Source organism: Streptomyces sp. LARHCF249, from assembly GCF_052871255.1.
The window spans coordinates 1-20,647 of the sequence record NZ_JBIXJQ010000026.1 but is presented as its reverse complement, the minus strand read 5'-3'; the positions used below and the strand labels follow the sequence as shown (position 1 = coordinate 20,647).

Below are 20,647 nucleotides of genomic sequence, written 5' to 3'. Positions count from 1 at the left end.
GCCGCCCGTCCGGGGCGCACCCCACACCCCAGGCAGCGACCACACGCCCCCGGGCGGTCCTGGGGCACGCCAGATCGCTACACGCTCCTCACATCTCAGCGTCCGGCGCCCGCCTTGGGCCGCATTTGGGATGGATGCCGGTGAGTGGATCACTTCGCGGAGTGGGAGGTCGGAAAGTCCCCCCAGTCACCGGCAGACCCCACCACCCCTCCCCGATCGACGATCCATGGCGGCTTATGGTCAGCCCACGCCGGGCCGATCGCCGCCAGATGACCTCAGCTGTGAAGCCGTCCGTGGCGGCCTATTCCCAGCCCCAGACGGGCGCCGGACGCCGAGACGTGGGAGATATGTAGCGATCTGATGCGCCCCAGGACTGCCAGGACTTGCGGTCGCTGTCGCTGGTGCGGGTTGTGCCCCAGACGGGCGGCGGACGCCGAGATATGAGGAGCGCGTAGCGATTTGGTGCGCCCACCGACCCCGGATCACTTCTCTACGGGCCCGGGCGGGGGCATGGCTACGGGAACCAAGGATCCGGTCCCTGATGCCCAGTGGCTGTCCTCGGAACCAGTGGACCGTTCTTTTGGGGGCTTCCCGCCGGTCCTTGTCTTTCCGGGGCGGGTCGGTCTGTCAAGGGTGGCCGAAGGCCATCGCGAAGCGACGCGACGACGAAGGAGGAGCGCCCTTGACAGGCCGGCCCGACCCGGAGAGACAGTGGGACTGGCGGGAAACCCCCAAACCCTCCCTGATGAGGAGCGTGCGGAATCAGGCCCCCGAAGCCCCTGGGTACCCCTCGAACGGATCCCCGGGCGTGGAAGGCGATTACCCTTGGGCGGATTGCCGCGTTGCCCCGGCATGACCACGGTTGAGACTTCCACGCCACGGACGGGACGCCGACGGCGGCAGGTGCCGCCCGGTTACGAAGAATCGGTTCAGCAGGGCTCGGGGCCCGGGCTCCGGCAGCGGTTTCCCGATCCGCCCATCTACAGTGCGCTGATCGCCCGCTGGACCGAGGACGGCCGGACCGTGCCGGGGCGGCGCGACCCGGAGTGGTCCCGGATCGCTTCCTCCCCGATCTGGCCGAACGGTCCGCTCTTCGGAAGCTGATTCGGAAGCCGACCCGGGAGCCGGCCCAGAAACCGACCCGGTAGCCGACCCTGGAGCCGACCCAGAAACCGACCCGGTAGCCGACCCAGAGGCCGACCCTGGAGCCGACCCGGTAGCCGGCCCAGAGCCCGATCCGGAAGCTGACCCTGAAGCCGGCCGGCAGAGCCCCCGCTCACAGCGCCAGTACCCCCGCCGCCGTCGGGCGGAAGCCGCACTCCGCGTAGAAGGCCTCGAGGTGCGGCTCGTAGTCGACGTGCAGCCACTGCGCTCCGCGCTCCCGCGCCGCCCCGGCGGCGGCCCGGACCAGCCGGACCCCCAGGCCGCGCCGCCGCTCCTGCGGATGCACGGTCGTGTCGAGGACGAAGGCGTGCACGCCACCGTCCCAGGCCACGTTGACGTAGCCGACCAGGCGGCCGTCCCGGCGCGCGGCGACCCAGGCCAGGCTGCGCTCGAGGACCGGGGTGAAGGAGGCCGTACGGTGCCCGGGCCAGGAGGCGGCGAACAGCTCGTTCAGTTCGGCCTCGGTCAGCGCCGGGCTGACCTCGAGCGCAGCGGGCTGTCGCACCTAGCGCGTCTCCGGCCCGGCGAGGTGGCGGGCGATGACCATGCGCTGGATCTGGTTGGTGCCCTCGACGATCTGGAGCACCTTCGCTTCCCTCATCAGGCGCTCGACCGGGAAGTCCGCGGTGTAGCCGTAGCCGCCGAGGATCTGGACGGCGTCCGTGGTGACCGCCATCGCCGCGTCCGTGCAGAACAGCTTGGCCATCGCCGCCTGCCGGGAGAACGGCTTGCCTGCGTCCCGCAGGCGCGCCGCCGCGAGGTAGAGCGCCCGGCCCGCCTCGATCTTGGTGGCCATGTCGGCCAGCATGAAGCGCAGCCCCTGGAAGTCCGCGATCGGGTGCCCGAACTGCTTGCGGTCCAGCGCGTACGTCAGGGCCTCGTCCAGCGCCGCCTGGGCGACGCCGATGGCGCAGGCGGCGATGCCCAGGCGCCCGGCGTCCAGTGCGGCCAGGGCGATGGTGAAGCCCTGGCCCTCCTCGCCGATGCGGCGCGCGTCGGGCACCCGTACCCCGTCGAAGTGCAGCTGGGCGGTGGGCGAGCCCTTCATGCCCATCTTCTTCTCGGGCACGGCCGCGGTCAGGCCCTCCGCGTCCCCGGGGACCAGGAAGGCGGTGATGCCCTTGGGGCCCTCGACGCCGGTGCGGGCCAGGACGGTGTAGAAGTCGGCGACTCCGCCGTGGGTGATCCACGCCTTGGTGCCGGTGATGATCCAGTCGTCGCCCTCGCGCACCGCCTTGGTGGTCAGCGAGGCGGCGTCGGAGCCCGCGGCCGGCTCGGAGAGGCAGTACGCGCCGAGCAGGCCGCCGCCGAGCATGTCGGGCAGGTGGGCGGACTGCTGCTCCTTGGTGCCGTAGCCGGCCAGTCCGTGGCAGGCCAGGGAGTGCACGCTGACGCCGAGGCCGACGGTCAGGCGGGCCGCGGCCAGCTCTTCCAGGACCTGGAGGTACACCTCGTACGGCTGCTCGCCGCCGCCGAACTCTCCGGCGTACGGGAGGCCCAGCAGCCCCGCGTCGGAGAGCAGGGTGAAGACCTCGCGGGGGAACCGTCCGGTGTCCTCCTCCTCGGCGGCCTTGGGGCGGATCTCGCGCTGCGCGATCTCGCGTACGAGGGCGAGGAGGTCCCGGGACTCCTCGGTGGGCAGCTGACGGTCCACCGTCTGCGGGGCGCGGTCTGTCATGGCAGCGCTCTCCTCCCTGGTCGGGCACGGCGGCGACGCGTGAGGTGTGGGACGCGCCGCCGGATCTCGGTGCTCTTACAGCCGATGCTGCCCTTCCGGATCACGGAAGGGGCTGTTCAGCGGCTGCGGCGGGTCGAGTATGCCCGATCAGGGGCGTCCCGTCACCGGTGCAAGATCGTCCCGCTCTCCGGCGGCTTCTCCCGGGGTGGGCGGAGCGGGGCACTCCGGGACGAACTCTTCGATGACGTCCAGTGTCGTACGCAGCTGGCGTACCAGGAGGGCCCCGAGCCGGTCCCGGTCGGGCTGGTCGGCCGCGCCCGCGACGAGGGCGCCGGTCCATTCCAGGGTGATCCCCTCGACCGAGGAGAGCCAGCCCACGAGCGCGAGCCGGGCGAGGGGCGGGAGGGCGCGGTGCCCGTACGCGCCTTCGGCGAGGGTGGCGACCAGTTCCTCGCGGACGGCGTCGCGGATGGCCAGCACCTCGGCGTCGGAGCCGACGCCGCCGGTGACGATGGTGCGGTAGGCGGCGTGGTGGTGCTCGGCGTAGTGCAGGTAGCCGTCGACGGTGCGCCGGACCCGCTCGGCGGCCGGCAGGTCGGTCTCCCCGCCGGCGCGGGCGACGAGCTCGGCGACGGAGTCCTCGACGATGGCGAGGTAGTAGCCGCGCTTGCTCTTGAAGTAGTAGTAGATCAGTCCCTTGGCGACGCCCGCTTGCCTGGCGATGTCGTCCATGGAGAGTGCGTCGTACGAGGTGTCGGCGAACAACTTGCGCCCGGTCGCTATGAGTTCGGCCCTGCGGACCTGCGAACGCCCGGTCGTACCGCGCTGTTGACTATTATTCAAATTCGGACCTAGCCTCGAACTGCCGCCGGACGGCTGAAGTATGGCAGCACGCCGGCAGCACGGCGCTGCCGGCGGGACCGGCAGCGGGCCGCCGGTCCCGCCATCCCCGGAACCCTTCGCACACCGCGGGCCCGCAGCGGCTCGGCGCGGGTCAGCCGGCCGTGACGCGGATCTTGGACTGGCCGTGCCCGAGCCGCTCCCAGTCGTCCATGAAGCGGGCCTTGAGGCCGTGCCGTGCGGCGAGGTCGACCAGGGTTTCGGTGCGGTAGTAGAAGTCCTCGCGCAGGACCTGGTGTTCGGCGCCCTCGGTGCGGTCGAAGGTGAAGTCGAACCAGCCGCCCGGGGCCAGTACGCGCTCCACGTGCGCCAGGCACTCGTCGATGACGGGGAGCGGGGAGTGGGAGAAGACGCTGTGCGCGTGCACGACGTCGAAGTGGCGGTCGGGGAGGAAGTCCAGGGTGAGGTCCCGGGTGATGGTCAGGTGCGGCAGCTTGTCCTGCAGGCGCTGCCTGGTCAGGGTCTCCTTGGCGGAGATGAGGATGTCGGGCGAGATGTCGATGCCGTAGTAGTGGCCGGGATCGAGGTGCTCGATGAAGCGCCAGCCCGCCCGCAGGTTGCCGCAGCCGATGTCGAGCATGCGGTGGGCGGGCGTGAGGCCGTGTTCCAGCAGGTAGTCGAACTGCATCTTGCCCAGGGCCAGCCAGCGGTCGTGGGTCTGGCTGCCGACGGCGGCCTCGGGGTTGCGGCCGGTGTCGGAGGCCATGACGGCCCGGTAGTACGACACGTGGTCGGGGTGCTTGTGGCGCAGCCAGGCGTCCCGTGCGGCGCGGCGGACGTACGGGGCGATGCGGGTCGGGTTGCTCAGTGCGTAGCGGACCTTGTGGGTGACGCTGGTGCGGTCGGCTTGAAGGTTCTTCTTCGTGGCCATGAGGGGTCCCTTGTGGGTGGTGTGGAGGGAATCAGACGCCTGCGGTCTCCGATGTCCTGGCGGTCGCGGTGGTCGCGGTGGCAGCGGCGGCGCGGGCCGTCTCGGCGGGGCGGCGCAGGACGTACAGGACCAGGGCCACCAGTACGGCGGCCAGGCCCAGGTAGAGCGCGGTCTCGATCCACTGGAAGGTCCAGAAGTCGCTGCTCGGATAGACCTTGTGGTAGCGGGCGACGAAGCCGTGTTCCGCCATGCACTGCCGGAGCTCTTCGCCGGAGGTCTGGCAGACGGGGGTGTTGATGTCGTGCTCCCGCCCGTCGGGCGTGAGGTAGCCGAACTCGCCGGTGGACCAGGCGCTGCCGACCGGCTTCTTGGGGGTCATGCCCGGGGTGATCCGGGTCTCGGGGTCGATCCAGGCGGTCCGCAGGAGCCGGGTGAGCACGCTCGCAGTGCCGATCGCGGCGAGGGTCACGGCCATGGCGGGCAGGGTGCGGCGGACCAGCAGGCCGACGGCGGTACCGGTGGCGAGGCCGAACAGGGCGCAGGCCACGGAGGCGGGGCCGGTCGCGTTGTATATGTACGCGTCGTACCAGTAGAGGCCGTTCAGCGTGTTGGACACGGGCGCCCACCACCAGGCGACGAGTGCGGCGACGACGCCCGACGCGAGCACGGCGAACAGGGCGGCGAGGGCGAAGCGGGCAGCGAACCAGCGGTGGCCGCTGACGCCCTGGGTGAGCGCCAGTTTGAAGGTTCCGCTCTCCAGTTCGCGGCCCAGCAGCGGGGCGCCCCAGAACACGCCGATGAGGGCGGGGAGGGCGAGTCCGACGGTGCCGAGGGCTCTGATCGGGCCGGTGCCGGCGTCCAGGACCAGGAAGCTGCCCACGCTCTCGCAGCCGCCGTTCCAGCCCTTGCAGGGGACGAAGCCGTAGTCGTCGATCAGTGTCATCAGCTCGGAGCGCATGTAGGCGACCCAGGCGGCGGTGGCCGCGAGCAGTACGACGCCGGTGACGATCATCAGTCGCTGCTGGCGCCAGGCCAGCCACAGGACGCCTTTCATGCGGCTGCCTCCGTACGGTCGGCGCGCGGGGCGCGCAGGTGGGCGAGCAACAGGTCCTCCAGGGAGGGGGTTTCGCTGATCCAGCGGTCGTCGTCCGCGGCCGCGAGCGCTGCCGCGGCGGGGCCGCGGACGAGGGCGGTGACCTGGCGTCCGGCGGTGACCGCGTGGACGACGGTGCTCCGGTCGAAGGCGTGGGGCAGGCCGTCGGTTTCGATCGGGTCGGCTCGGCCGGTGAGCCGGGTGTGCGCATCGCGGAGTTCCTGGGCGTCGCCGGAGAGGCGTACGGCGCCGTCCTTGAGGAGCAGGACGTGGTCGCAGACGTCCTCCAGCTCGGACAGGACGTGCGAGGACATGACGATGGTGACCCTGCGGTCGGCTGCCTCGGCCATGAGCAGGGCCGTGACGTCGTGCCGGGCCACCGGGTCGAGGTCGGCGAGCGGCTCGTCCAGGAGGAGGAGACGGGCCCGCTTTCCCAGGGCGAGTGCCAGGGCCACGCGGGTGCGGTTTCCCCCGGAGAGGGAGCCGACGCGCGCGGTGAGGGGGATGCCTCCGGCCCGTACGAGGCGTTCGGCGAGGGCCTGGTCCCAGCCGCGGTTGAGCTCGCGGCCCAGGCGCAGGGTGTCCGCGACGGTGAACCGCGGGTGGAGCGGCTTCTCCTGGGCCAGGAAGGCGGTGCGCTCGCGGGCCTCGCGGGAGCCGGGGGCGTGCCCGAGGACGCGTATCTGCCCGGTGGTGGGGCGCAGCAGGCCGGCTGCGAGCTGGAGGAGGGTGCTCTTGCCGGCGCCGTTGGGGCCGACGAGTGCGGTGACGCGTCCGGCGGGCAGCTCGAGATCGCAGTCGCTCAGGGCGCTGCGGCCCCGGAATCCCTTTCCGAGCCGGGTCGCCCGGAGTGCGGTGGCGAGGTTCTCGTCGCTCACGTGGTGTCCTCTCTGAAGCTTGCGTCCACGGTTGCCGTGATCAGCGCCGTGATGTCCTCGCGGTCCAGGCCCGCCGCGCGCGCCCGGGCCGTCCAGGCCGACAGTTCGAGGCGCAGCGGCGAGTCGGCGGCCGCCTCGGGGTGCGCGAGGGAGCGCCGTACGAAGGTGCCGGCGCCGGGGCGCGGTTCCACGAGCCCTTCGCGCTCCAGCTCCCGGTACGCCTTGAGCACGGTGTTCGGGTTGATCGCGGTGGCCTCGACCACCTCCCGGGCCGTGGGCAGCCGGTCGCCGGGCTCCAGTACGCCGAGTCGCAGCGCCTGTTTGACCTGGGTGACGAGCTGCAGATAGGTGGCGACGCCGCTGCGCCGGTCGACCCGGAATTCCATGCCCTTCACCTCATTCCACTAATGGGTTAGTGGAATAGTGCAGGCGTGATCCACTGGCGTCAAACAGGCCCGCCGTCCGGGGACGCGAAAACGCCCGCCACGACGAACGTGACGGGCGCGCGGGAGGCGGCGGTCCGGGGAGGGTGCAGCCGGCCGGCCGAGGGGGGTTACAGCCAGCCGACCTGGGTGACGAACATGGCCACCACCACGACGAGCGTCCAGCCGAGCACGTGCTCCAGCCAGGAGGAGTCGTCCTTGGGGCCCCCGGTGCGGACGAGGTTGCGGGCGGGGGCGTCGGGTGCGGCGCTGTGGGCGGTCATGGTGTCCAATGTGCCAGCGTTCGCGGCCTTCGCGGAAGAGACGATGGTCACTGGTGGCGCGCGTCACGCCGCCGGGCCCCGGCCGCTCCGGCGTACCGGTGCGGCCGGGGCCCGGCCGGTGAGATCCCTCCGGCGTCCCGGTCAGATGCGGGACTCCCGGTCGCGGCCGGCCATCGCCGCCATCGCGAGGCCGAGACACAGGGCGACGGCGCCGGTGATGACGTTGCTGACCACCGTGCGGGTCGTGTCCATCTCGCCTGCGATGGCCCACGGGGCGATGATCGTCCATGCACCGAGGGCGACCGCGGTCCACGCCATGGCGTGGGTGCGCTCGTAGGCAGAACCCAGACCGCCCATGCACAGGCAGAACGCCAGGCCGGCGATCAGGTTGTTGATGGCCAGCGGGGTGAGGGTGCTGAACCCGGCGATCCACGGCGAGGCCGCCAGGTACAGGCCGGTGACCAGGGACAATGCCTCCACGGCTTGTGCTGCGGGGGTGCTGGTCACCCGCTCGAAGCGCGTGCGCATCTCAGCGAGGTCGGGGTGGTGCTCGATGCTCGAATGGGTGGTCATGACTGGCCGCCTCTCCTTGAGAAGCCTTTATGTGCCATTTACCCCCTTATGTTCCGTCTATCCGGGTCATCAGGTCAAAAGGTGGGTTTCACAGCACTCCGACCGCACGCAGCGCCGCGATCCGAGCCGGGTCGGGCACGGCCGGAGCGTAGAGGTAGCAGATCCCTCCGGCGCCGGAGACGACCTTGCCGGCCGCGTTGTGGCGCTTGGTGCGCAGCCAGACGTTCTCGAATTCGCGGCGCTTGTAGACACGGCGTACGGACGGGTTGTCGGGCGAGTGGGGGTCGTTGACGACGACGTCGCCGGCGGCCGTGAACCCGATGACGGTCATCAGGTGGCCCGCGGTCCCGTAGCCGGCGCCGGTGAGCTCCTCGGCGCGGAAGGACTGCGAGGTGATGGCCGGGATCCCGGCCCGGACCAGGGTCTCCAGGTCGGCGAGGGAGGCGAGGCGGGTGACGACGCCCGCGAGCCCGGGGTAGGTGGCGGCGTAGGCGGCGTTGAAGGGCCAGTTGCCGCAGCCCTTGTAGGCGGCGTCGTAGGTGGAGCGGGCCGCGTGGCACACCTGCGGGTCGGAGTACCGCGGATCGACCCAGGCCGTGGAGCCGGCGGAGGCCTTGTGGCCCCAGTACTCGACGACCATCTGCGAGGAGGTGGGGCTGCACCAGGCCTCTCCCCCGTTGTCGTACTGGGGGTACCGCCCCTTGTGGACCTCCTGGGAGTAGCGCGGGACCTTCAGCTCGCGGGCCCGCCCGGAGGGGGTGGAGGCGGGGACGGTGAACCGGTCCGGGACGTCGGAGACCATCGCGCCGGCGAGCCGGACGGTGGGCCCGCGGTCTGCGCCGGGCCTGCGGTACAGGGTCAGTCGCAGCTGCCAGGCGGTGAGGCGCGCCCCGCCCGCCGGGGAGTCGACGGCCAGGGTGTCGGTCCAGACGGTGGACCGGCCGTCGGTCTGGCCGTCCACGGAGGTGCGGCGGATGTCGCCGTCCCCGGAGGCCCAGCGGCCCATGACGTACCAGGGGGTGGCCGTGCCGTCGTGGTAGGTGGCCCGCAGTTCGATCCGGATCCAGGTTCCCGCGGGGGTGTGCGCGTTCCAGGAGGCGACGGCCTCCGTGGCGGGGACGGCCGGGCGGTGCACGGGCGAGGTCCAGGTGGCGTACTCCCAGACGCCCTTCTTCCCGGTGTGCGGGTCGGCGTACTCGGTCCGGCCCGCCGGGGTCCTGATCTCCAGGCCCGGGCGGGCGCCGCCGGCCGCGGTGGTGCCCTGGTGCGTCCCGGCCAGCCAGTGGGCGTGCGAGAACCAGAACCGGTTGTCGACGGTCCGGCCCGGACCCCGTGGGGCGGACGGGGCGGCCGCGGAGGCACTGCCGCCGCAGACGCCGGCGGCGGTGGCCGCGGTGGCGACCGCGAGTGCGGCGACGAGTACGGCCCTGCGCGGTGTGGGTGCGGTCATCGCGGGGTTCCCCCAGGGTGGGTCGGTGCTTCGGTGGCTTCACCCTTCCAGTTCCCGCCGGTCGCGGGCCGAAGCCGCGCGTCGTGTCGGCCCTGTCTACGCTGGTCGGGTGGAGCCACACCTGTCACTCGAATCACTCGCGCGGGAGCTCTCCGCGCTGCCCCCCTCCCTGGGCCCGGTACGGCTCGTCGGGATCGACGGGCACGCCGGTTCCGGGAAGAGCACCTTCGCCGCCCGGCTGGCGGACGCCCTGGGCGGGGCTCCGGTGCTGCACCTGGACGACGTGGCCACCCACGAGGAGCTGTTCGGCTGGCAGGAGCGGCTGCGGACGCAGGTACTGGAGCCGCTGGCCGCCGGGCGGCCCGCGCACTGGGCCCCGTACGACTGGGTGGAGCGCCGCTTCGGCCCGGAGCGGGTACTGGAGCCGGCGCCGGTGCTCCTCGTCGAGGGGGTCGGGGCCGGGCGGCGGGCGCTGCGCCCGCATCTGGCGCGGCTGCTGTGGATGGAGACGCCGCGCGAGCAGTCCTGGGGGCGGGGGCGAAACCGGGACGGGCGTGAACTTTCCGGTTTCTGGGACGGATGGGAGCGCGCGGAGCTCGCGCACTTCTCGGACGACCCTTCGCGCCCCTTCGCCGACACCCTGGTACGCCAGAGCGGTACGGGATACGAGTGGTCTTCCGGGACGGGTGCGACCGCACGAGCACCCGCTTCCGTCACCGAGGGTCACGGACTCCCCCGGGCCTGAGCCGCCCGGTACGTCCGCTCCGCCGGGGCTCCACCGACCTGCTTGACCTGGGGCCCGCACCGGCCTTACGTTCTCAATGCGGGGCTTTTACCGGCCTCCGCGCACACGAAGCCCCCGGTTGTTCCCCCGTGATCGGGGGCTTCGTCCTGCGCCCGGCCTCCCCGCGTCTTCACCCTGCGTCACCGGGCGCGCCCGGGACACACCCCCTAACCCGGCCCCTCGCACCCTACGTAAGGTGCGAAACCGCAGGTACGATGCACCCCTGATTTCATCGGCGCAAGGGCAACTCGCGTACTCGACGCGGGGGTTGCCGCGCACCACGGGGGCAGGCTTGTGGGGGACGTGATGGATTTCGGCACGCCGGGCAGCACGCACGCCCCGGCCGAACTCGCCTGGCTGCGCGGGGTCGACGCCTGCACCATGGGCGCCTACCCGCAGGCCGAGGAGGAGTTCCGGGCGGCCGTACGGATCGATCCCACGATGGCCGACGCCTGGCTGGGCCTGCACGCGCTGCGGGTGGACACCACCGACGCGTTATTGCGCATGTACGCGCACCGGGACCGCTTCGGGGAACAGCGGGCCCGCCACCGGCGGACGCTGAACTCCTGGTACTGGCTGGGCTGGTGGGTGCAGCCGGTACTGGAGAGCCGGCGGGACCTGCTGCTGGCCCACGCCTCGCACTGGCTGGACGGCCGCCACGTGCCCGAGCTGGACCAGGCCCTCGCCGCGCTGCCCCCGGTGGACACCGATCCGCAGGTGCGGTTCCTGCACGCCTGCCGGGCCTACCTCGTCAAGGACTGGGAGCAGCTGGTCCGGCACACCGAGCCGCTGGTGGACGATCCGCTGCTGGGCATCGAGGCCGGGCTGTTCGGCGGGATGGCCCGGGTGCGGCTGGAGATGTACGGGCAGGCGGAGCCGATGCTGTCGGCGGCGCTGATGCGATGTCGCAGCGAGCAGCCGCAGCGCAAGGAACTGCGGTACTGGCTGGCGCGGGCGCACGAGGGCACCGGGCGCAGCGCGGCGGCGCTGCCGCTGTACCGGGCGGTGCACCGGGTGGACCCGGCGTTCATGGACACCGCGGCCCGGCTGACGGCCATCGAGGACGGCGACGACACCGACGGCATGGCCGGCATGGCGGGGTATTCCGGGTTCGGGAGCCACGGCGGGCACGGCCCGCCCCCGGCGGGCGGGGACTTCGCGGCGGTGGCGCTGGGCGGCGGCGGGCCGGTCCAGGACATCGCGGCGGACGGCCAGGTGGAGCCCGATCCGCTGGGCGCGGCGACGCCGGCCGCGGGCCGGGCGGAGGGCGCACGGCGCAAGGTGTCCGTCCCGCCGCAGGGCGCGCCCGCGGGGCTGCCGGCCGGTCCCGCCGACCCGGAGGCGCTCGCCGAGGCGCTGGCGGAGCTGGAGCGGATGGTGGGGCTCGAGCCGGTCAAGCGGCAGGTGAAGGCGCTTTCCGCGCAGCTGCACATGGCGCGGCTGCGGGCGGGGCAGGGGCTTCCGGTGCAGCCGCCGAAACGGCATTTCGTCTTCTCCGGGCCGTCCGGCACGGGCAAGACGACGGTGGCGCGGATCCTGGGCCGGGTGTTCTACGCGCTGGGGCTGCTGGGCGGCGACCATCTGGTGGAGGCGCAGCGGGCGGACCTGGTGGGCGAGTTCCTCGGCCAGACCGCCGTGAAGGCGAACGAGCTGATCGACTCGGCGATCGGCGGGGTGCTGTTCGTGGACGAGGCCTACTCGCTGTCCAACTCGGGTTACAGCAAGGGCGACGCGTACGGCGACGAGGCCCTCCAGGTGCTGCTGAAGCGGGCCGAGGACAACCGCGACCACCTGGTGGTGATCCTGGCGGGCTATCCGGCCGGGATGGACCGGCTGCTGGCCGCCAATCCGGGGCTGTCCTCGCGGTTCACCTCCCGGGTGGACTTCCCCAGCTACCGGCCGCTGGAACTGACCGCGATCGGCGGGGTCCTGGCGGACGCGAACGGGGACCGCTGGGACGAGGAGGCCATGGAGGAGCTGCGCAGCATCAGCGGGCACGTGGTGGAGCAGGGCTGGATCGACGAGCTCGGCAACGGGCGGTTTCTGCGGACGCTGTACGAGAAGAGCTGCGCGTACCGGGATCTGCGGTTGGCGGGGTTCCCGGGGGAGCCTTCGCGCGACGACCTGGCGACGCTGCGGCTGCCGGACCTGATGCAGGCCTACGGCGAGGTCCTGTCGGGCCGCGGCCCCCAGGACCGGCCGGAGCCGCCGCCGCTGTAACCGCTGCGCGGAGCCCCGTCCCGGGCAGGGGGCTCCGCCCGCAGGCTAGGCCCGGCCCGCCGGGACGCGGTGGGAGGGGTCGCGGACCTCGCCCACCAGCATTTCCAGGACGTCCTCCAGGGCGACCAGCCCGAGGACCCGGCCCGACGGGTCGGCGACCTGGGCCAGGTGGGTGGCATCGCGCCGCATGACGCTGAGCGCGTCGTCCAGCGGCAGGGTGGCGGACAGGACCGGCATCCGGCGCCAGACCCGCTGCGGCACGGCCCGCTCCCGCTCCTCCAGGTCCAGGACGTCCTTCACGTGCAGGTAGCCCATGAAGGCACCGTTCGCGGAGCGGACGGGGAAGCGGGAGTAGCCGGTGCGGACCGTCAGCTGCTCGATCTGGCGCGGGGTGGCCGAGGGGCCGACCGTGACCAGGCGGCCCGGCGCCAGGAGCACGTCGGTGACCGGGCGGCTGCCCAGTTCGAGGGCGTCCTCCAAACGTTCCTGCTCACCCGGTTCGAGGAGCCCGGCCTGCCGGGAGTCGTCGACCAGACGGCCCAGTTGGGCGCTGGTGTAGACGGCTTCGACCTCGTCCTTCGGCTCGACCTTGAACAGCCGGAGGACCAGCGTGGCGCAGGCGCCCAGCCCGGTGGTGACCGGCCCGCACAGGCGGGCGAAGGCGACCAGGCCGGGGCTGAACCACAGGGCGGTCTTCTCGGGGGCGGCCATGGCGAGGTTCTTGGGGACCATCTCGCCGATGACCAGGTGCAGGAAGACCACGGCGGCCAGCGCGAACGCGTAGCCGAGCGGGTGGATCAGGCCCTGCGGTACGTGGACGGCGTGGAAGACGGGCTCCAGCAGCCGGGCCACGGTGGGTTCGGCGACCGCGCCGAGGGTGAGCGAGCAGACGGTGATGCCGAACTGCGCGGCGGCCATCATGCGGGGCAGGTTCTCCAGGCCGTGGAGCACCTGGCGGGCCCGCTTGGAGCTCGCCGCGAGCGGCTCGATCTGGCTGCGCCGTACGGAGACCAGGGCGAACTCGGCGCCGACGAAGAAGCCGTTGGCGAGGACCAGCAGCAGGGCGAAGAGGAGCTGGAGCACGCTCATCGGGCCGCGCCCTCCAGCTCGGCCGGCTGCGGGGCCGGGGCGGCGGGGCGGCCGGCGCCGACGCGGGTGGCGGGCCGCGCGGTGCGGTCGGACCCGGAGGGCTGACCGTACGGGCCCGCGGCGGGGATGGCGCTCAGCCGTACGAGGCGCACCCGCTCCGCGCGGTTGCGGCCGACCTGGCGGACGGACAGCCGCCAGCCGGGAAGCTCCGCGCGGTCCCCGGGGGCGGGGATCCGGCCGAGGAGGTCGGCGACGAGGCCGGCGACGGTCTCGTACGGGCCCTCGGGCACCTCCAGGCCTATCCGGCGCAGGGTGTGCACCCGGCAGCTGCCGTCGGCCTCCCAGGAGGGGCGGCCGTCCTCGGCGGGTACGGCGGCCAGCTCGGGTCCGCCGTCCTCTGCGAGGTCGTGCTCGTCCCGGACCTCTCCGACGAGTTCCTCCACGATGTCCTCGAGCGTGACCACACCGGCGGTGCCGCCGTACTCGTCGACGACCACGGCCATCGGCTGTTCGCTGCGCAGCCGCTCGAGCAGCGGCTGCACCGGCAGGGAGCCGGGCACCAGCAGCGGGGGAACGCTGATCCGGCCCACGGTGGTGCGGGCGCGCTCCGGCTCGGGCACGGCGAGGGCGTCCTTGAGGTGGACCACGCCGGTGATCTCGTCGATGCGGTCGCGGTAGACCGGGAAGCGGGACAGGCCGGTGGCGCGGGTGAGGTTGAGCACGTCGGCCGCGGTGGCCGTGTGCATCAGGGCGCTGACCTTCACCCGGGGGGTCATGACGTGCTGGGCCGTGAGACCGCCCAGCGAGAGGGTCCGTACGAAGAGGTCGGCGGTGTCCTGTTCGAGGGCGCCGGCCTGGGCCGAATGGCGGACCAGGGAGACCAGTTCGCCGGGGGTGCGGGCGGAGGCCATTTCCTCGGTGGGCTCCACGCCGAGCGCCCGTACGAGCCGGTTGGCGACGGCGTTGAGGCCGGCGATCACCGGCCGGAAGGCCCGGGAGAAGGCGTGCTGGGGACCGGCGACGAAGCGGGCGACCTGGAGCGGCCGCGAGACCGCCCAGTTCTTCGGGACGAGTTCGCCGACGACCATCTGGACGGCGGAGGCGAGCAGCATGCCGATGGCCACGGCGATGCCGGAGGCGGCGCCCCCGGAGAGGCCGGTCGCGGCGATCGGCCCGGCCAGCAGTGCGGCCAGGGCGGGTTCGGCGAGCATGCCGACCACGAGGGAGGTGATGGTGATGCCGAGCTGGGTGCCGGAGAGCTGGAAGGACAGCTCGCGCAGGGCCTTGACGACCGTGCGGGCACGGCGGTCACCGTCGGCGGCGGCGCGCTCGGCCTCGGGCTTCTCCACGGTGACGAGGCCGAATTCGGCTGCCACGAAGAAACCGTTGGCGAGGATCAGGACGAAGGCCGCGCCGAGCAGGAGTAGCGGGATGGTCATGCCGCCGCCTCCGTGGGGAGGGCGGCGCGGGTATTACCGGACGATCCGTCCATTGCTGGAGGGAGTCACTCCTCAAGTCGCAGGGTGCCCGCAGGACCCGGGGGTCCCGGGACAGGTGGGAGGGCGCACAGCTGCGCCCCGCCACCAGGGTAGTCATTGAGATCGCGGCCGCAACGGTACGCGGCCACGAGGTTCGGGGGGCTCAGTGGTCCTGCGCGCCGGTTCCCCTGGTCTCGGCGAGGGCGCGCAGGGCGCGGGCGTCGCCGATGGCCTGGGCCCGGGCGATTCCGGGCTGGATGCCGAGGGCGGGCAGGCTGGTGCCGTCGCTGAGGTCGAGGAACACCCACGGGTCGCCCGGGCGGAGGTTGACGCGCAGGATCTGCGCCCACTCCAGGCGGCGGGTGTTGGTGAGGTTGACGACGGTGACCCCGGCCTCGTCCGCGACCACCTTGGGGCGGCTGAGCAGGACGAGTACCGAGCTCAGCATGACCGCGACGAAGACGAAGCTGATCCGCTCGCCCGTGCTCAGGGTCTCCAGCAGGAGGGCGATGGCCGTGATGGTCGCGAACATGGCGAGCCCGACGCTCAGCAGGACGGCCCGGGTGCGGGTCGGCCGGAAGGTGACCGGCAGGGCGGGCGGTACGGGCTGGGCGGCGGGCTCGGTCATGGTGTGCGCTCGGTTCTGCGAGAGGGTTCTGCGAGGGGTTCCGCGACAGCGGGTCAGAGACGGCAGGCGTGGATCGAGGTGGTGAGGATCGCGCGCGCGCCGAGCTCGTACAGGTCGTCCATGATCCGCTGAGCCTCCTTGGCCGGGACCATGGCACGGACCGCGACCCAGCCCTCGTTGTGCAGCGGGGAGACGGTCGGCGACTCCAGGCCCGGGGTGAGGGCGACCGCGCGCTCCAGGTGCTCGGCGCGGCAGTCGTAGTCCATCATCACGTAGCTGCGGGCCACCAGGACGCCCTGGAGGCGGCGCAGGAACTGCTGGACCTGGGGGTGCTCGGCTTCGGCGCCGTTGCCCCGGATGACGACGGCCTCGGAGGTCAGGATCGGCTCGCCGATGACCTCGAGGCCGGCGTTGCGCAGGCTGGTGCCGGTCTCGACGACGTCCGCGATGATCTGGGCGACGCCGAGCTGGATGGCGGTCTCGACCGCGCCGTCGAGGTGGACGACGGAGGCGTCGATGCCCTTCTCGGCGAGGTGCTTGGCGACGATTCCCTCGTACGAGGTCGCGATGGTCATGCCGTGGAAGTCCTCGGGACCCTTCGCGGTGCCGGGGGTGGTGGCGTAGCGGAAGGTGGAGCGGCCGAAGTTCAGCGCCAGGATCTCCTCGGCGCTGGCGCCGGAGTCGAGCAGCAGGTCGCGGCCGGTGATGCCGATGTCGAGGCGGCCCGAGGAGACGTAGATCGCGATGTCCTTGGGGCGGAGGTAGAAGAACTCCACCTCGTTCTCGGGGTCGACGACCACGAGTTCCTTGGACTCCTTGCGCATCCGGTAGCCGGCCTCATGGAGCATCGCCGACGCCGGTCCGGAGAGTGAACCCTTGTTGGGGACGGCGATGCGCAGCATGGGGCTTCCTTCAGTGCGTAGATGCGTAAGGGTGTGCGGGCGGGGGCCCGTGGGGAAAGGCTCCGGCCTAGAGGTGCGCGTAGACGTCGTCGAGGGAGATCCCGCGCGCCACCATCATCACCTGGACGTGGTAGAGCAGCTGGGAGATCTCCTCGGCGGCGGCTTCCTTGCCCTCGTACTCGGCGGCCATCCAGACCTCTGCGGCCTCCTCGACGACCTTCTTGCCGATGGCATGGACGCCCTTGCCGACGAGCTCGGCGGTGCGGGAGGTGCTGGGGTCGCCGTTGGCGGCCTTGAGCTGGAGCTCGCTGAAGAGCTCTTCGAATGTCTTGGAGGGTTTGCTCGCCATGATGGTCCTCAGAATACGGGGTTCCCCCACGCCACTCAGCGCCAGGGTTCGCTGACCGTCCGCAGGGTCATGGCGGTGGAGACGGCGGCGGTGACCGCTTCGTGCCCCTTGTCCTCGTTCGACCCCTCGAGCCCGGCGCGGTCCAGCGCCTGCTCGTCGTTGTCACAGGTCAGTACGCCGAAGCCGACGGGGACTCCGGTGTCGATCGACACCTGTACCAGGCCCTGGGTGACGCCCTGGCAGACGTAGTCGAAGTGCGGGGTGCCGCCGCGGATGACCACTCCGAGGGCGACGATGGCATCGTAACCGCGACCGGCGAGTACCTTGGCCACGACCGGGAGCTCGAAGCTGCCGGGGACGCGGAGCAGGGTCGGCTCGTCGATGCCCAGCTCGTGCAGGGCGCGCAGGGCGCCGTCGACCAGTCCGTCCATGACCTTCTCGTGCCACTGGGCAGCGATGACGGCGACTCGCAGGTCTCCGCAGTTCTTCACGCTCAGTTCGGGTGCGCCCTTGCCGCTCACAGCTCTGCTCCTCGGTGGTTCGTGTTCGGGTGTGTGGTTACTGGTTGCCGCAGGTGGAGGACGTGGTCACGGCCCCGTCCAGCCAGGGCAGGTCGTGGCCCATGCGGTCCCGCTTGGTGCGCAGGTACCGCAGATTGTGCTCGCCCGCCTCCACCGGCATGGCCTCCCGGCCGGAGACCTCGATGCCGTGCCGTACGAGGGCGGCGGACTTGTCGGGGTTGTTGGTCAGCAGCCGGACGCTGCGCACGCCGAGGTCGGCGAGGATCTGGGCGCCGGCCCCGTAGTCGCGGGCGTCGGCGGGCAGGCCCAGTTCCAGGTTGGCGTCGAGGGTGTCGCGGCCGCGCTCCTGGAGTTCGTACGCGCGCAGCTTGGACAGCAGTCCGATGCCCCGGCCCTCGTGGCCGCGCAGGTAGACGACGATCCCGCGGCCCTCGGCCTGGATGCGCCGCATGGAGGCGTGCAGCTGGGGGCCGCAGTCGCAGCGCTGGGAGGCGAAGATGTCGCCCGTCAGGCACTCGGAGTGCATCCGGACCAGTACGTCGGTGCCGTCACCGACCTCGCCGTGCACGAGGGCCACGTGCTCGACCCCGTCGACGATGGAGCGGAAGCCGAACGCGGTGAAGTCGCCGAAGGCGGTCGGCAGGCTGACTTCGGCCTCGCGGCGTACGGTCGGCTCGGCGGAGCGGCGGTAGGCGATCAGGTCCTCGATGGAGATGATCGTCAGGCCGTGCTTGCGGGCGAAGGGGATCAGTTCGGGCAGGCGCAGCATGACGCCGTCCTCGCCGGCGATCTCCACGATGGCGCCGGCCGGGCGCAGGCCCGCGAGGCGGGCGAGGTCGACGGCGGCCTCGGTGTGGCCGTTGCGGACCAGGACGCCGCCGGGCTTGGCGCGCAGCGGGAAGATGTGGCCGGGGCGGACGAAGTCGCCGGGCTCGCAGGCGCCGTCGGCGAGGAGCCGCAGGGTGGTGGCGCGGTCGGCGGCGGAGATGCCGGTGCTGACGCCGTGGGCGGCGCTCGCGTCGACGGAGACGGTGAAGGCGGTCTTCATCGACTCGGTGTTGTGCTGGACCATCTGGGGGAGCTCGAGCCGGTCCAGCTCGGGGCCCTCCATGGGGGCGCAGATCAGGCCGCGGCACTCGCTCATCATGAACGCGATGATCTCGGGGGTGGCCTTCTCGGCGGCGATGACGAGGTCGCCCTCGTTCTCGCGGTCCTCGTCGTCGACGACGACGATCGGGCGGCCCGCGGCGATGTCGCGGATGGCCTGCTCGACGGGGTCGAGCCGGAAGCGCTCTTCGAAGCTCTCTTCGGGAATGGCGGGCACGGGCTTGAGGCTGGTCATGCCGTTGCTCCTTCCAGGGCCGGGGCGGCGGTGGTGCGCGAGCGCTGGTACCAGTCGTAGGCGCCCCACAGCACGAGGGCGAAGTACACGACGTAGACGAGGCCGGAGAAGGCCAGGCCGTTGTTGAAGGCGAGGGGGACGCCGACCAGGTCGACGAGGAGCCAGGCGAACCAGAACTCGACGAGGCCGCGGGCCTGGGCGACCATCGCGACGATGGTGCCCACGAAGATGTACGCGTCCGCCCACGGGCTCCAGGACAGGTGCGGGAAGGCCGTGAAGAGCCCGCCGACGGCGAGGGTGCCCAGCGCCGCACCGGCGAGGAGCAGTCCGCGCTCCTTCCAGGTGGCGGTGCGTACGGCGATGGAGCCGTCCTGGGCCTGCTGCCGGCCGCGCTGCCAGGCACGCCAGCCGAATACGGCGACGCCGATGACCAGCAGCTGCTTGCCGACGCCGCCGGCGAGGTGGGCGGAGGCGTAGGCGGCGATGAGGATCAGGCCGGAGAGCAGCTGGGCGGGCCAGGTCCATATGGAGCGCCGCCAGCCGAGGGCGAGGGCGGCGAGGCCCATCAGGTTGCCGATCATGTCGGACCAGATGACCTTCTGCCCGAAGACGGTGAAGGCCTCGGCGTTGAGCCAGGTCAGGGCGCTCACTGTGCTGCCTTCCGGTCCGCGCCGAGCAGCCGCTCGACGTACTTGGCGAGGACGTCGACCTCGAGGTTGACCGGGTCGCCGGGCTGCTTGATGCCCAGGGTGGTCAGCGCGAGGGTGGTCGGGATGAGGCTGATGGTGAACCAGTCGGCGGCGGCCTCGACCACGGTGAGGCTGACGCCGTCGACGGTGATGGAGCCCTTCTCGACGACGTAGCGGGAGAGGTTCTCCGGGAGGGCGACCTTGACGATCTCCCAGTGCTCGGAGGGGGTGCGGGAGAGGATCTCGCCGGTGCCGTCCACGTGGCCCTGGACCAGGTGGCCGCCGAGTCGCCCGCCCAGCGCCATCGGGCGCTCCAGGTTGACCCGGGAGCCCTCGGTCAGGGCGCCGAGGCTGGAGCGGTTGAGGGTTTCCTGCATGACGTCGGCGGTGAACTCGCCGTCGGCGGTGTCCACGACGGTCAGGCAGACGCCGTTGACGGCGATGGAGTCGCCGTGCTTGGCGCCCTCGGTGACGAGGGGGCCGCGCAGGCGGAAGCGGGAGGCTTCCTCGAGCCGCTCGACCGCGGCGACCTCGCCCAGTTCTTCGACGATTCCGGTGAACACTTCAGCGCTCCTTGAGGGCTGTGGGGACGGAGGAAGCCGTGGGGACGGCGGTGATGCGGATGTCTGTGCCGATGCGGACGGACTCGGTGATCCGGAGCCGGAGCGCTTCGGCGAGGGTGCCGATGCCGGCGTCGGCGAGGGCGGCGGGGCCCGCGCCGAGCAGGACGGGGGCGAGGTAGCCGACGACCTTGTCGACGGCGCCCGCGGCGACGAAGGCGCCGGCCAGGGTCGGCCCGCCTTCGAGGAGCACGGAGCGGACCCCGCGCCGGTGCAGCTCGCCGAGGAGGGCGTCCACGGAGATGCCGTACGTGTCGGACGGGAGGCGGACCAGCTCCACACCGGCGAGGTGGCGGGTGTCGGCGCCCTCGGCGACGGCGATCAGGGTGGGGGCGGCCTCGTCCAGGACGCGGGCGGTCGGCCGGATCGTGGCGCGGGTGTCCAGGACGACGCGCAGGGGCTGGACGGCCCCCTCGATGCCGCGGACGGAGAGGTGCGGGTCGTCGGTGCGCAGGGTGCCGGAGCCGACGACCACGGCGTCGGCCTCGGCGCGCAGCCGGTGGACGTCGGCGCGGGACTCCGGGGAGCTGATCCAGCGGCTGGTGCCGTCGGCGGCGGCGACGCGGCCGTCGAGGGTGGCGGCGTACTTCCACAGGACGTACGGGCGTCCGAGCCGTACGGAGGTCAGCCAGGCGGTGTTGCCCGCCTCGGCCTCGTCGGCGAGCAGCCCCGCCTCCACGGTGATCCCGGCGTCGCGCAGGGTGTCGGCGCC

Annotated in this window: 22 protein-coding genes; 2 read left to right on the top strand and 20 right to left on the bottom strand. The window is 72.3% G+C overall.

Annotation, left to right across the window (positions count from 1 at the left end):
• Positions 1-1,276: 1,276 nt before the first annotated feature.
• From ACIPUC_RS36970 to ACIPUC_RS36925, 10 genes are all read right to left on the bottom strand, one after another.
• Positions 1,277-1,669, bottom strand: coding sequence for a GNAT family N-acetyltransferase (locus ACIPUC_RS36970; RefSeq protein ID WP_446594831.1), 393 nt, complete (start codon positions 1,667-1,669; stop codon positions 1,277-1,279).
• Positions 1,670-2,842: an acyl-CoA dehydrogenase family protein gene (locus ACIPUC_RS36965; protein WP_446594830.1), complete on the bottom strand. Its 1,173-nt coding sequence runs from the start codon at positions 2,840-2,842 to the stop codon at positions 1,670-1,672. It abuts the gene before it with no gap.
• A 147-nt stretch (positions 2,843-2,989) separates the two neighbouring features.
• Positions 2,990-3,685: a TetR/AcrR family transcriptional regulator gene (locus ACIPUC_RS36960; protein ID WP_446594829.1), complete on the bottom strand. Its 696-nt coding sequence runs from the start codon at positions 3,683-3,685 to the stop codon at positions 2,990-2,992.
• 151 nt (positions 3,686-3,836) lie between these two features.
• Positions 3,837-4,613 (bottom strand): class I SAM-dependent methyltransferase, encoded by a 777-nt coding sequence (locus ACIPUC_RS36955; protein ID WP_446594828.1) that lies wholly within the window; start codon positions 4,611-4,613, stop codon positions 3,837-3,839.
• Between the two features lie 31 nt (positions 4,614-4,644).
• Positions 4,645-5,667, bottom strand: a complete 1,023-nt coding sequence (locus tag ACIPUC_RS36950; protein WP_446594827.1) for a transporter — start codon at positions 5,665-5,667, stop codon at positions 4,645-4,647.
• Complete coding sequence (locus ACIPUC_RS36945) at positions 5,664-6,584, bottom strand: ABC transporter ATP-binding protein (protein WP_446594826.1); 921 nt, start codon at positions 6,582-6,584, stop codon at positions 5,664-5,666. The genes ACIPUC_RS36950 and ACIPUC_RS36945 overlap by 4 nt, the downstream gene beginning before the upstream one ends.
• Entirely contained in the window at positions 6,581-6,970 is a 390-nt protein-coding gene (locus ACIPUC_RS36940) for a GntR family transcriptional regulator (RefSeq protein WP_446594825.1), read from the bottom strand. Before ACIPUC_RS36940 ends, ACIPUC_RS36945 begins: the two co-directional genes overlap by 4 nt.
• Positions 6,971-7,137: 167 nt before the next feature.
• The gene (locus ACIPUC_RS36935) at positions 7,138-7,290 is read right to left on the bottom strand and encodes an SCO1431 family membrane protein (protein WP_446594824.1); all 153 of its coding nucleotides are present in this window, start codon (positions 7,288-7,290) and stop codon (positions 7,138-7,140) included.
• Between the two features lie 141 nt (positions 7,291-7,431).
• Positions 7,432-7,863, bottom strand: a complete 432-nt coding sequence (locus ACIPUC_RS36930; protein ID WP_446594822.1) for an SPW repeat protein — start codon at positions 7,861-7,863, stop codon at positions 7,432-7,434.
• Positions 7,864-7,951: 88 nt separating this feature from the next.
• Positions 7,952-9,313: a peptidase C39 family protein gene (locus ACIPUC_RS36925; RefSeq protein ID WP_446594821.1), complete on the bottom strand. Its 1,362-nt coding sequence runs from the start codon at positions 9,311-9,313 to the stop codon at positions 7,952-7,954.
• Between the two features lie 109 nt (positions 9,314-9,422).
• Between ACIPUC_RS36925 and ACIPUC_RS36920 the strand changes: the two genes are divergently transcribed.
• Both ACIPUC_RS36920 and ACIPUC_RS36915 read left to right on the top strand, forming a co-directional pair.
• Positions 9,423-10,058 (top strand): uridine kinase family protein, encoded by a 636-nt coding sequence (locus ACIPUC_RS36920; RefSeq protein ID WP_446594820.1) that lies wholly within the window; start codon positions 9,423-9,425, stop codon positions 10,056-10,058.
• 345 nt (positions 10,059-10,403) lie between these two features.
• Positions 10,404-12,317 (top strand): AAA family ATPase, encoded by a 1,914-nt coding sequence (locus ACIPUC_RS36915; protein WP_446594818.1) that lies wholly within the window; start codon positions 10,404-10,406, stop codon positions 12,315-12,317.
• A gap of 45 nt (positions 12,318-12,362) precedes the next feature.
• Here ACIPUC_RS36915 and ACIPUC_RS36910 read toward each other — a convergent pair whose 3' ends face one another.
• The 10 genes from ACIPUC_RS36910 to ribD form a co-directional block, all read right to left on the bottom strand.
• Positions 12,363-13,406 carry a hemolysin family protein gene (locus tag ACIPUC_RS36910; RefSeq protein WP_446594817.1) on the bottom strand — a complete coding sequence of 348 codons (1,044 nt, stop codon included), beginning with the start codon at positions 13,404-13,406 and terminating at the stop codon, positions 12,363-12,365.
• Positions 13,403-14,845, bottom strand: a complete 1,443-nt coding sequence (locus ACIPUC_RS36905) for a hemolysin family protein (RefSeq protein WP_446594816.1) — start codon at positions 14,843-14,845, stop codon at positions 13,403-13,405. Before ACIPUC_RS36905 ends, ACIPUC_RS36910 begins: the two co-directional genes overlap by 4 nt.
• Before the next feature lie 202 nt (positions 14,846-15,047).
• Positions 15,048-15,512: a PH domain-containing protein gene (locus tag ACIPUC_RS36900; RefSeq protein WP_446594815.1), complete on the bottom strand. Its 465-nt coding sequence runs from the start codon at positions 15,510-15,512 to the stop codon at positions 15,048-15,050.
• A 53-nt stretch (positions 15,513-15,565) separates the two neighbouring features.
• Positions 15,566-16,414 (bottom strand): ATP phosphoribosyltransferase, encoded by an 849-nt coding sequence (gene hisG, locus ACIPUC_RS36895; protein WP_446594814.1) that lies wholly within the window; start codon positions 16,412-16,414, stop codon positions 15,566-15,568.
• 67 nt (positions 16,415-16,481) lie between these two features.
• Positions 16,482-16,763, bottom strand: coding sequence for a phosphoribosyl-ATP diphosphatase (locus ACIPUC_RS36890; RefSeq protein ID WP_446594813.1), 282 nt, complete (start codon positions 16,761-16,763; stop codon positions 16,482-16,484).
• Between the two features lie 35 nt (positions 16,764-16,798).
• Positions 16,799-17,284: a 6,7-dimethyl-8-ribityllumazine synthase gene (ribH, locus tag ACIPUC_RS36885; protein WP_007262951.1), complete on the bottom strand. Its 486-nt coding sequence runs from the start codon at positions 17,282-17,284 to the stop codon at positions 16,799-16,801.
• 37 nt (positions 17,285-17,321) lie between these two features.
• Positions 17,322-18,626, bottom strand: coding sequence for a bifunctional 3,4-dihydroxy-2-butanone-4-phosphate synthase/GTP cyclohydrolase II (locus ACIPUC_RS36880; protein ID WP_446594811.1), 1,305 nt, complete (start codon positions 18,624-18,626; stop codon positions 17,322-17,324).
• The gene (gene pnuC, locus ACIPUC_RS36875; RefSeq protein WP_446594810.1) at positions 18,623-19,276 is read right to left on the bottom strand and encodes a nicotinamide riboside transporter PnuC; all 654 of its coding nucleotides are present in this window, start codon (positions 19,274-19,276) and stop codon (positions 18,623-18,625) included. Before pnuC ends, ACIPUC_RS36880 begins: the two co-directional genes overlap by 4 nt.
• Entirely contained in the window at positions 19,273-19,878 is a 606-nt protein-coding gene (locus tag ACIPUC_RS36870; protein ID WP_446594809.1) for a riboflavin synthase, read from the bottom strand. The genes pnuC and ACIPUC_RS36870 overlap by 4 nt, the downstream gene beginning before the upstream one ends.
• 1 nt (position 19,879) lies before the next feature.
• Positions 19,880-20,647 (bottom strand): bifunctional diaminohydroxyphosphoribosylaminopyrimidine deaminase/5-amino-6-(5-phosphoribosylamino)uracil reductase RibD (ribD, locus tag ACIPUC_RS36865; protein ID WP_446594808.1); only part of this gene is annotated, 768 nt, incomplete at its 5' end.

Coding starts and splice junctions, on each gene's coding strand:
- ACIPUC_RS36925 (WP_446594821.1), bottom strand. CDS start 9,313: ATGACCGCACCCACACCGCGCAGGGCCGTACTCGTCGCCGCACTCGCG.
- ACIPUC_RS36935 (WP_446594824.1), bottom strand. CDS start 7,290: ATGACCGCCCACAGCGCCGCACCCGACGCCCCCGCCCGCAACCTCGTC.
- ACIPUC_RS36950 (WP_446594827.1), bottom strand. CDS start 5,667: ATGAAAGGCGTCCTGTGGCTGGCCTGGCGCCAGCAGCGACTGATGATC.
- ACIPUC_RS36900 (WP_446594815.1), bottom strand. CDS start 15,512: ATGACCGAGCCCGCCGCCCAGCCCGTACCGCCCGCCCTGCCGGTCACC.
- ACIPUC_RS36915 (WP_446594818.1), top strand. CDS start 10,404: ATGGATTTCGGCACGCCGGGCAGCACGCACGCCCCGGCCGAACTCGCC.
- ACIPUC_RS36930 (WP_446594822.1), bottom strand. CDS start 7,863: ATGACCACCCATTCGAGCATCGAGCACCACCCCGACCTCGCTGAGATG.
- ACIPUC_RS36965 (WP_446594830.1), bottom strand. CDS start 2,842: ATGACAGACCGCGCCCCGCAGACGGTGGACCGTCAGCTGCCCACCGAG.
- ACIPUC_RS36955 (WP_446594828.1), bottom strand. CDS start 4,613: ATGGCCACGAAGAAGAACCTTCAAGCCGACCGCACCAGCGTCACCCAC.
- hisG (WP_446594814.1), bottom strand. CDS start 16,414: ATGCTGCGCATCGCCGTCCCCAACAAGGGTTCACTCTCCGGACCGGCG.
- ACIPUC_RS36940 (WP_446594825.1), bottom strand. CDS start 6,970: ATGGAATTCCGGGTCGACCGGCGCAGCGGCGTCGCCACCTATCTGCAG.
- ACIPUC_RS36880 (WP_446594811.1), bottom strand. CDS start 18,626: ATGACCAGCCTCAAGCCCGTGCCCGCCATTCCCGAAGAGAGCTTCGAA.
- ACIPUC_RS36890 (WP_446594813.1), bottom strand. CDS start 16,763: ATGGCGAGCAAACCCTCCAAGACATTCGAAGAGCTCTTCAGCGAGCTC.
- ACIPUC_RS36910 (WP_446594817.1), bottom strand. CDS start 13,406: ATGAGCGTGCTCCAGCTCCTCTTCGCCCTGCTGCTGGTCCTCGCCAAC.
- ACIPUC_RS36905 (WP_446594816.1), bottom strand. CDS start 14,845: ATGACCATCCCGCTACTCCTGCTCGGCGCGGCCTTCGTCCTGATCCTC.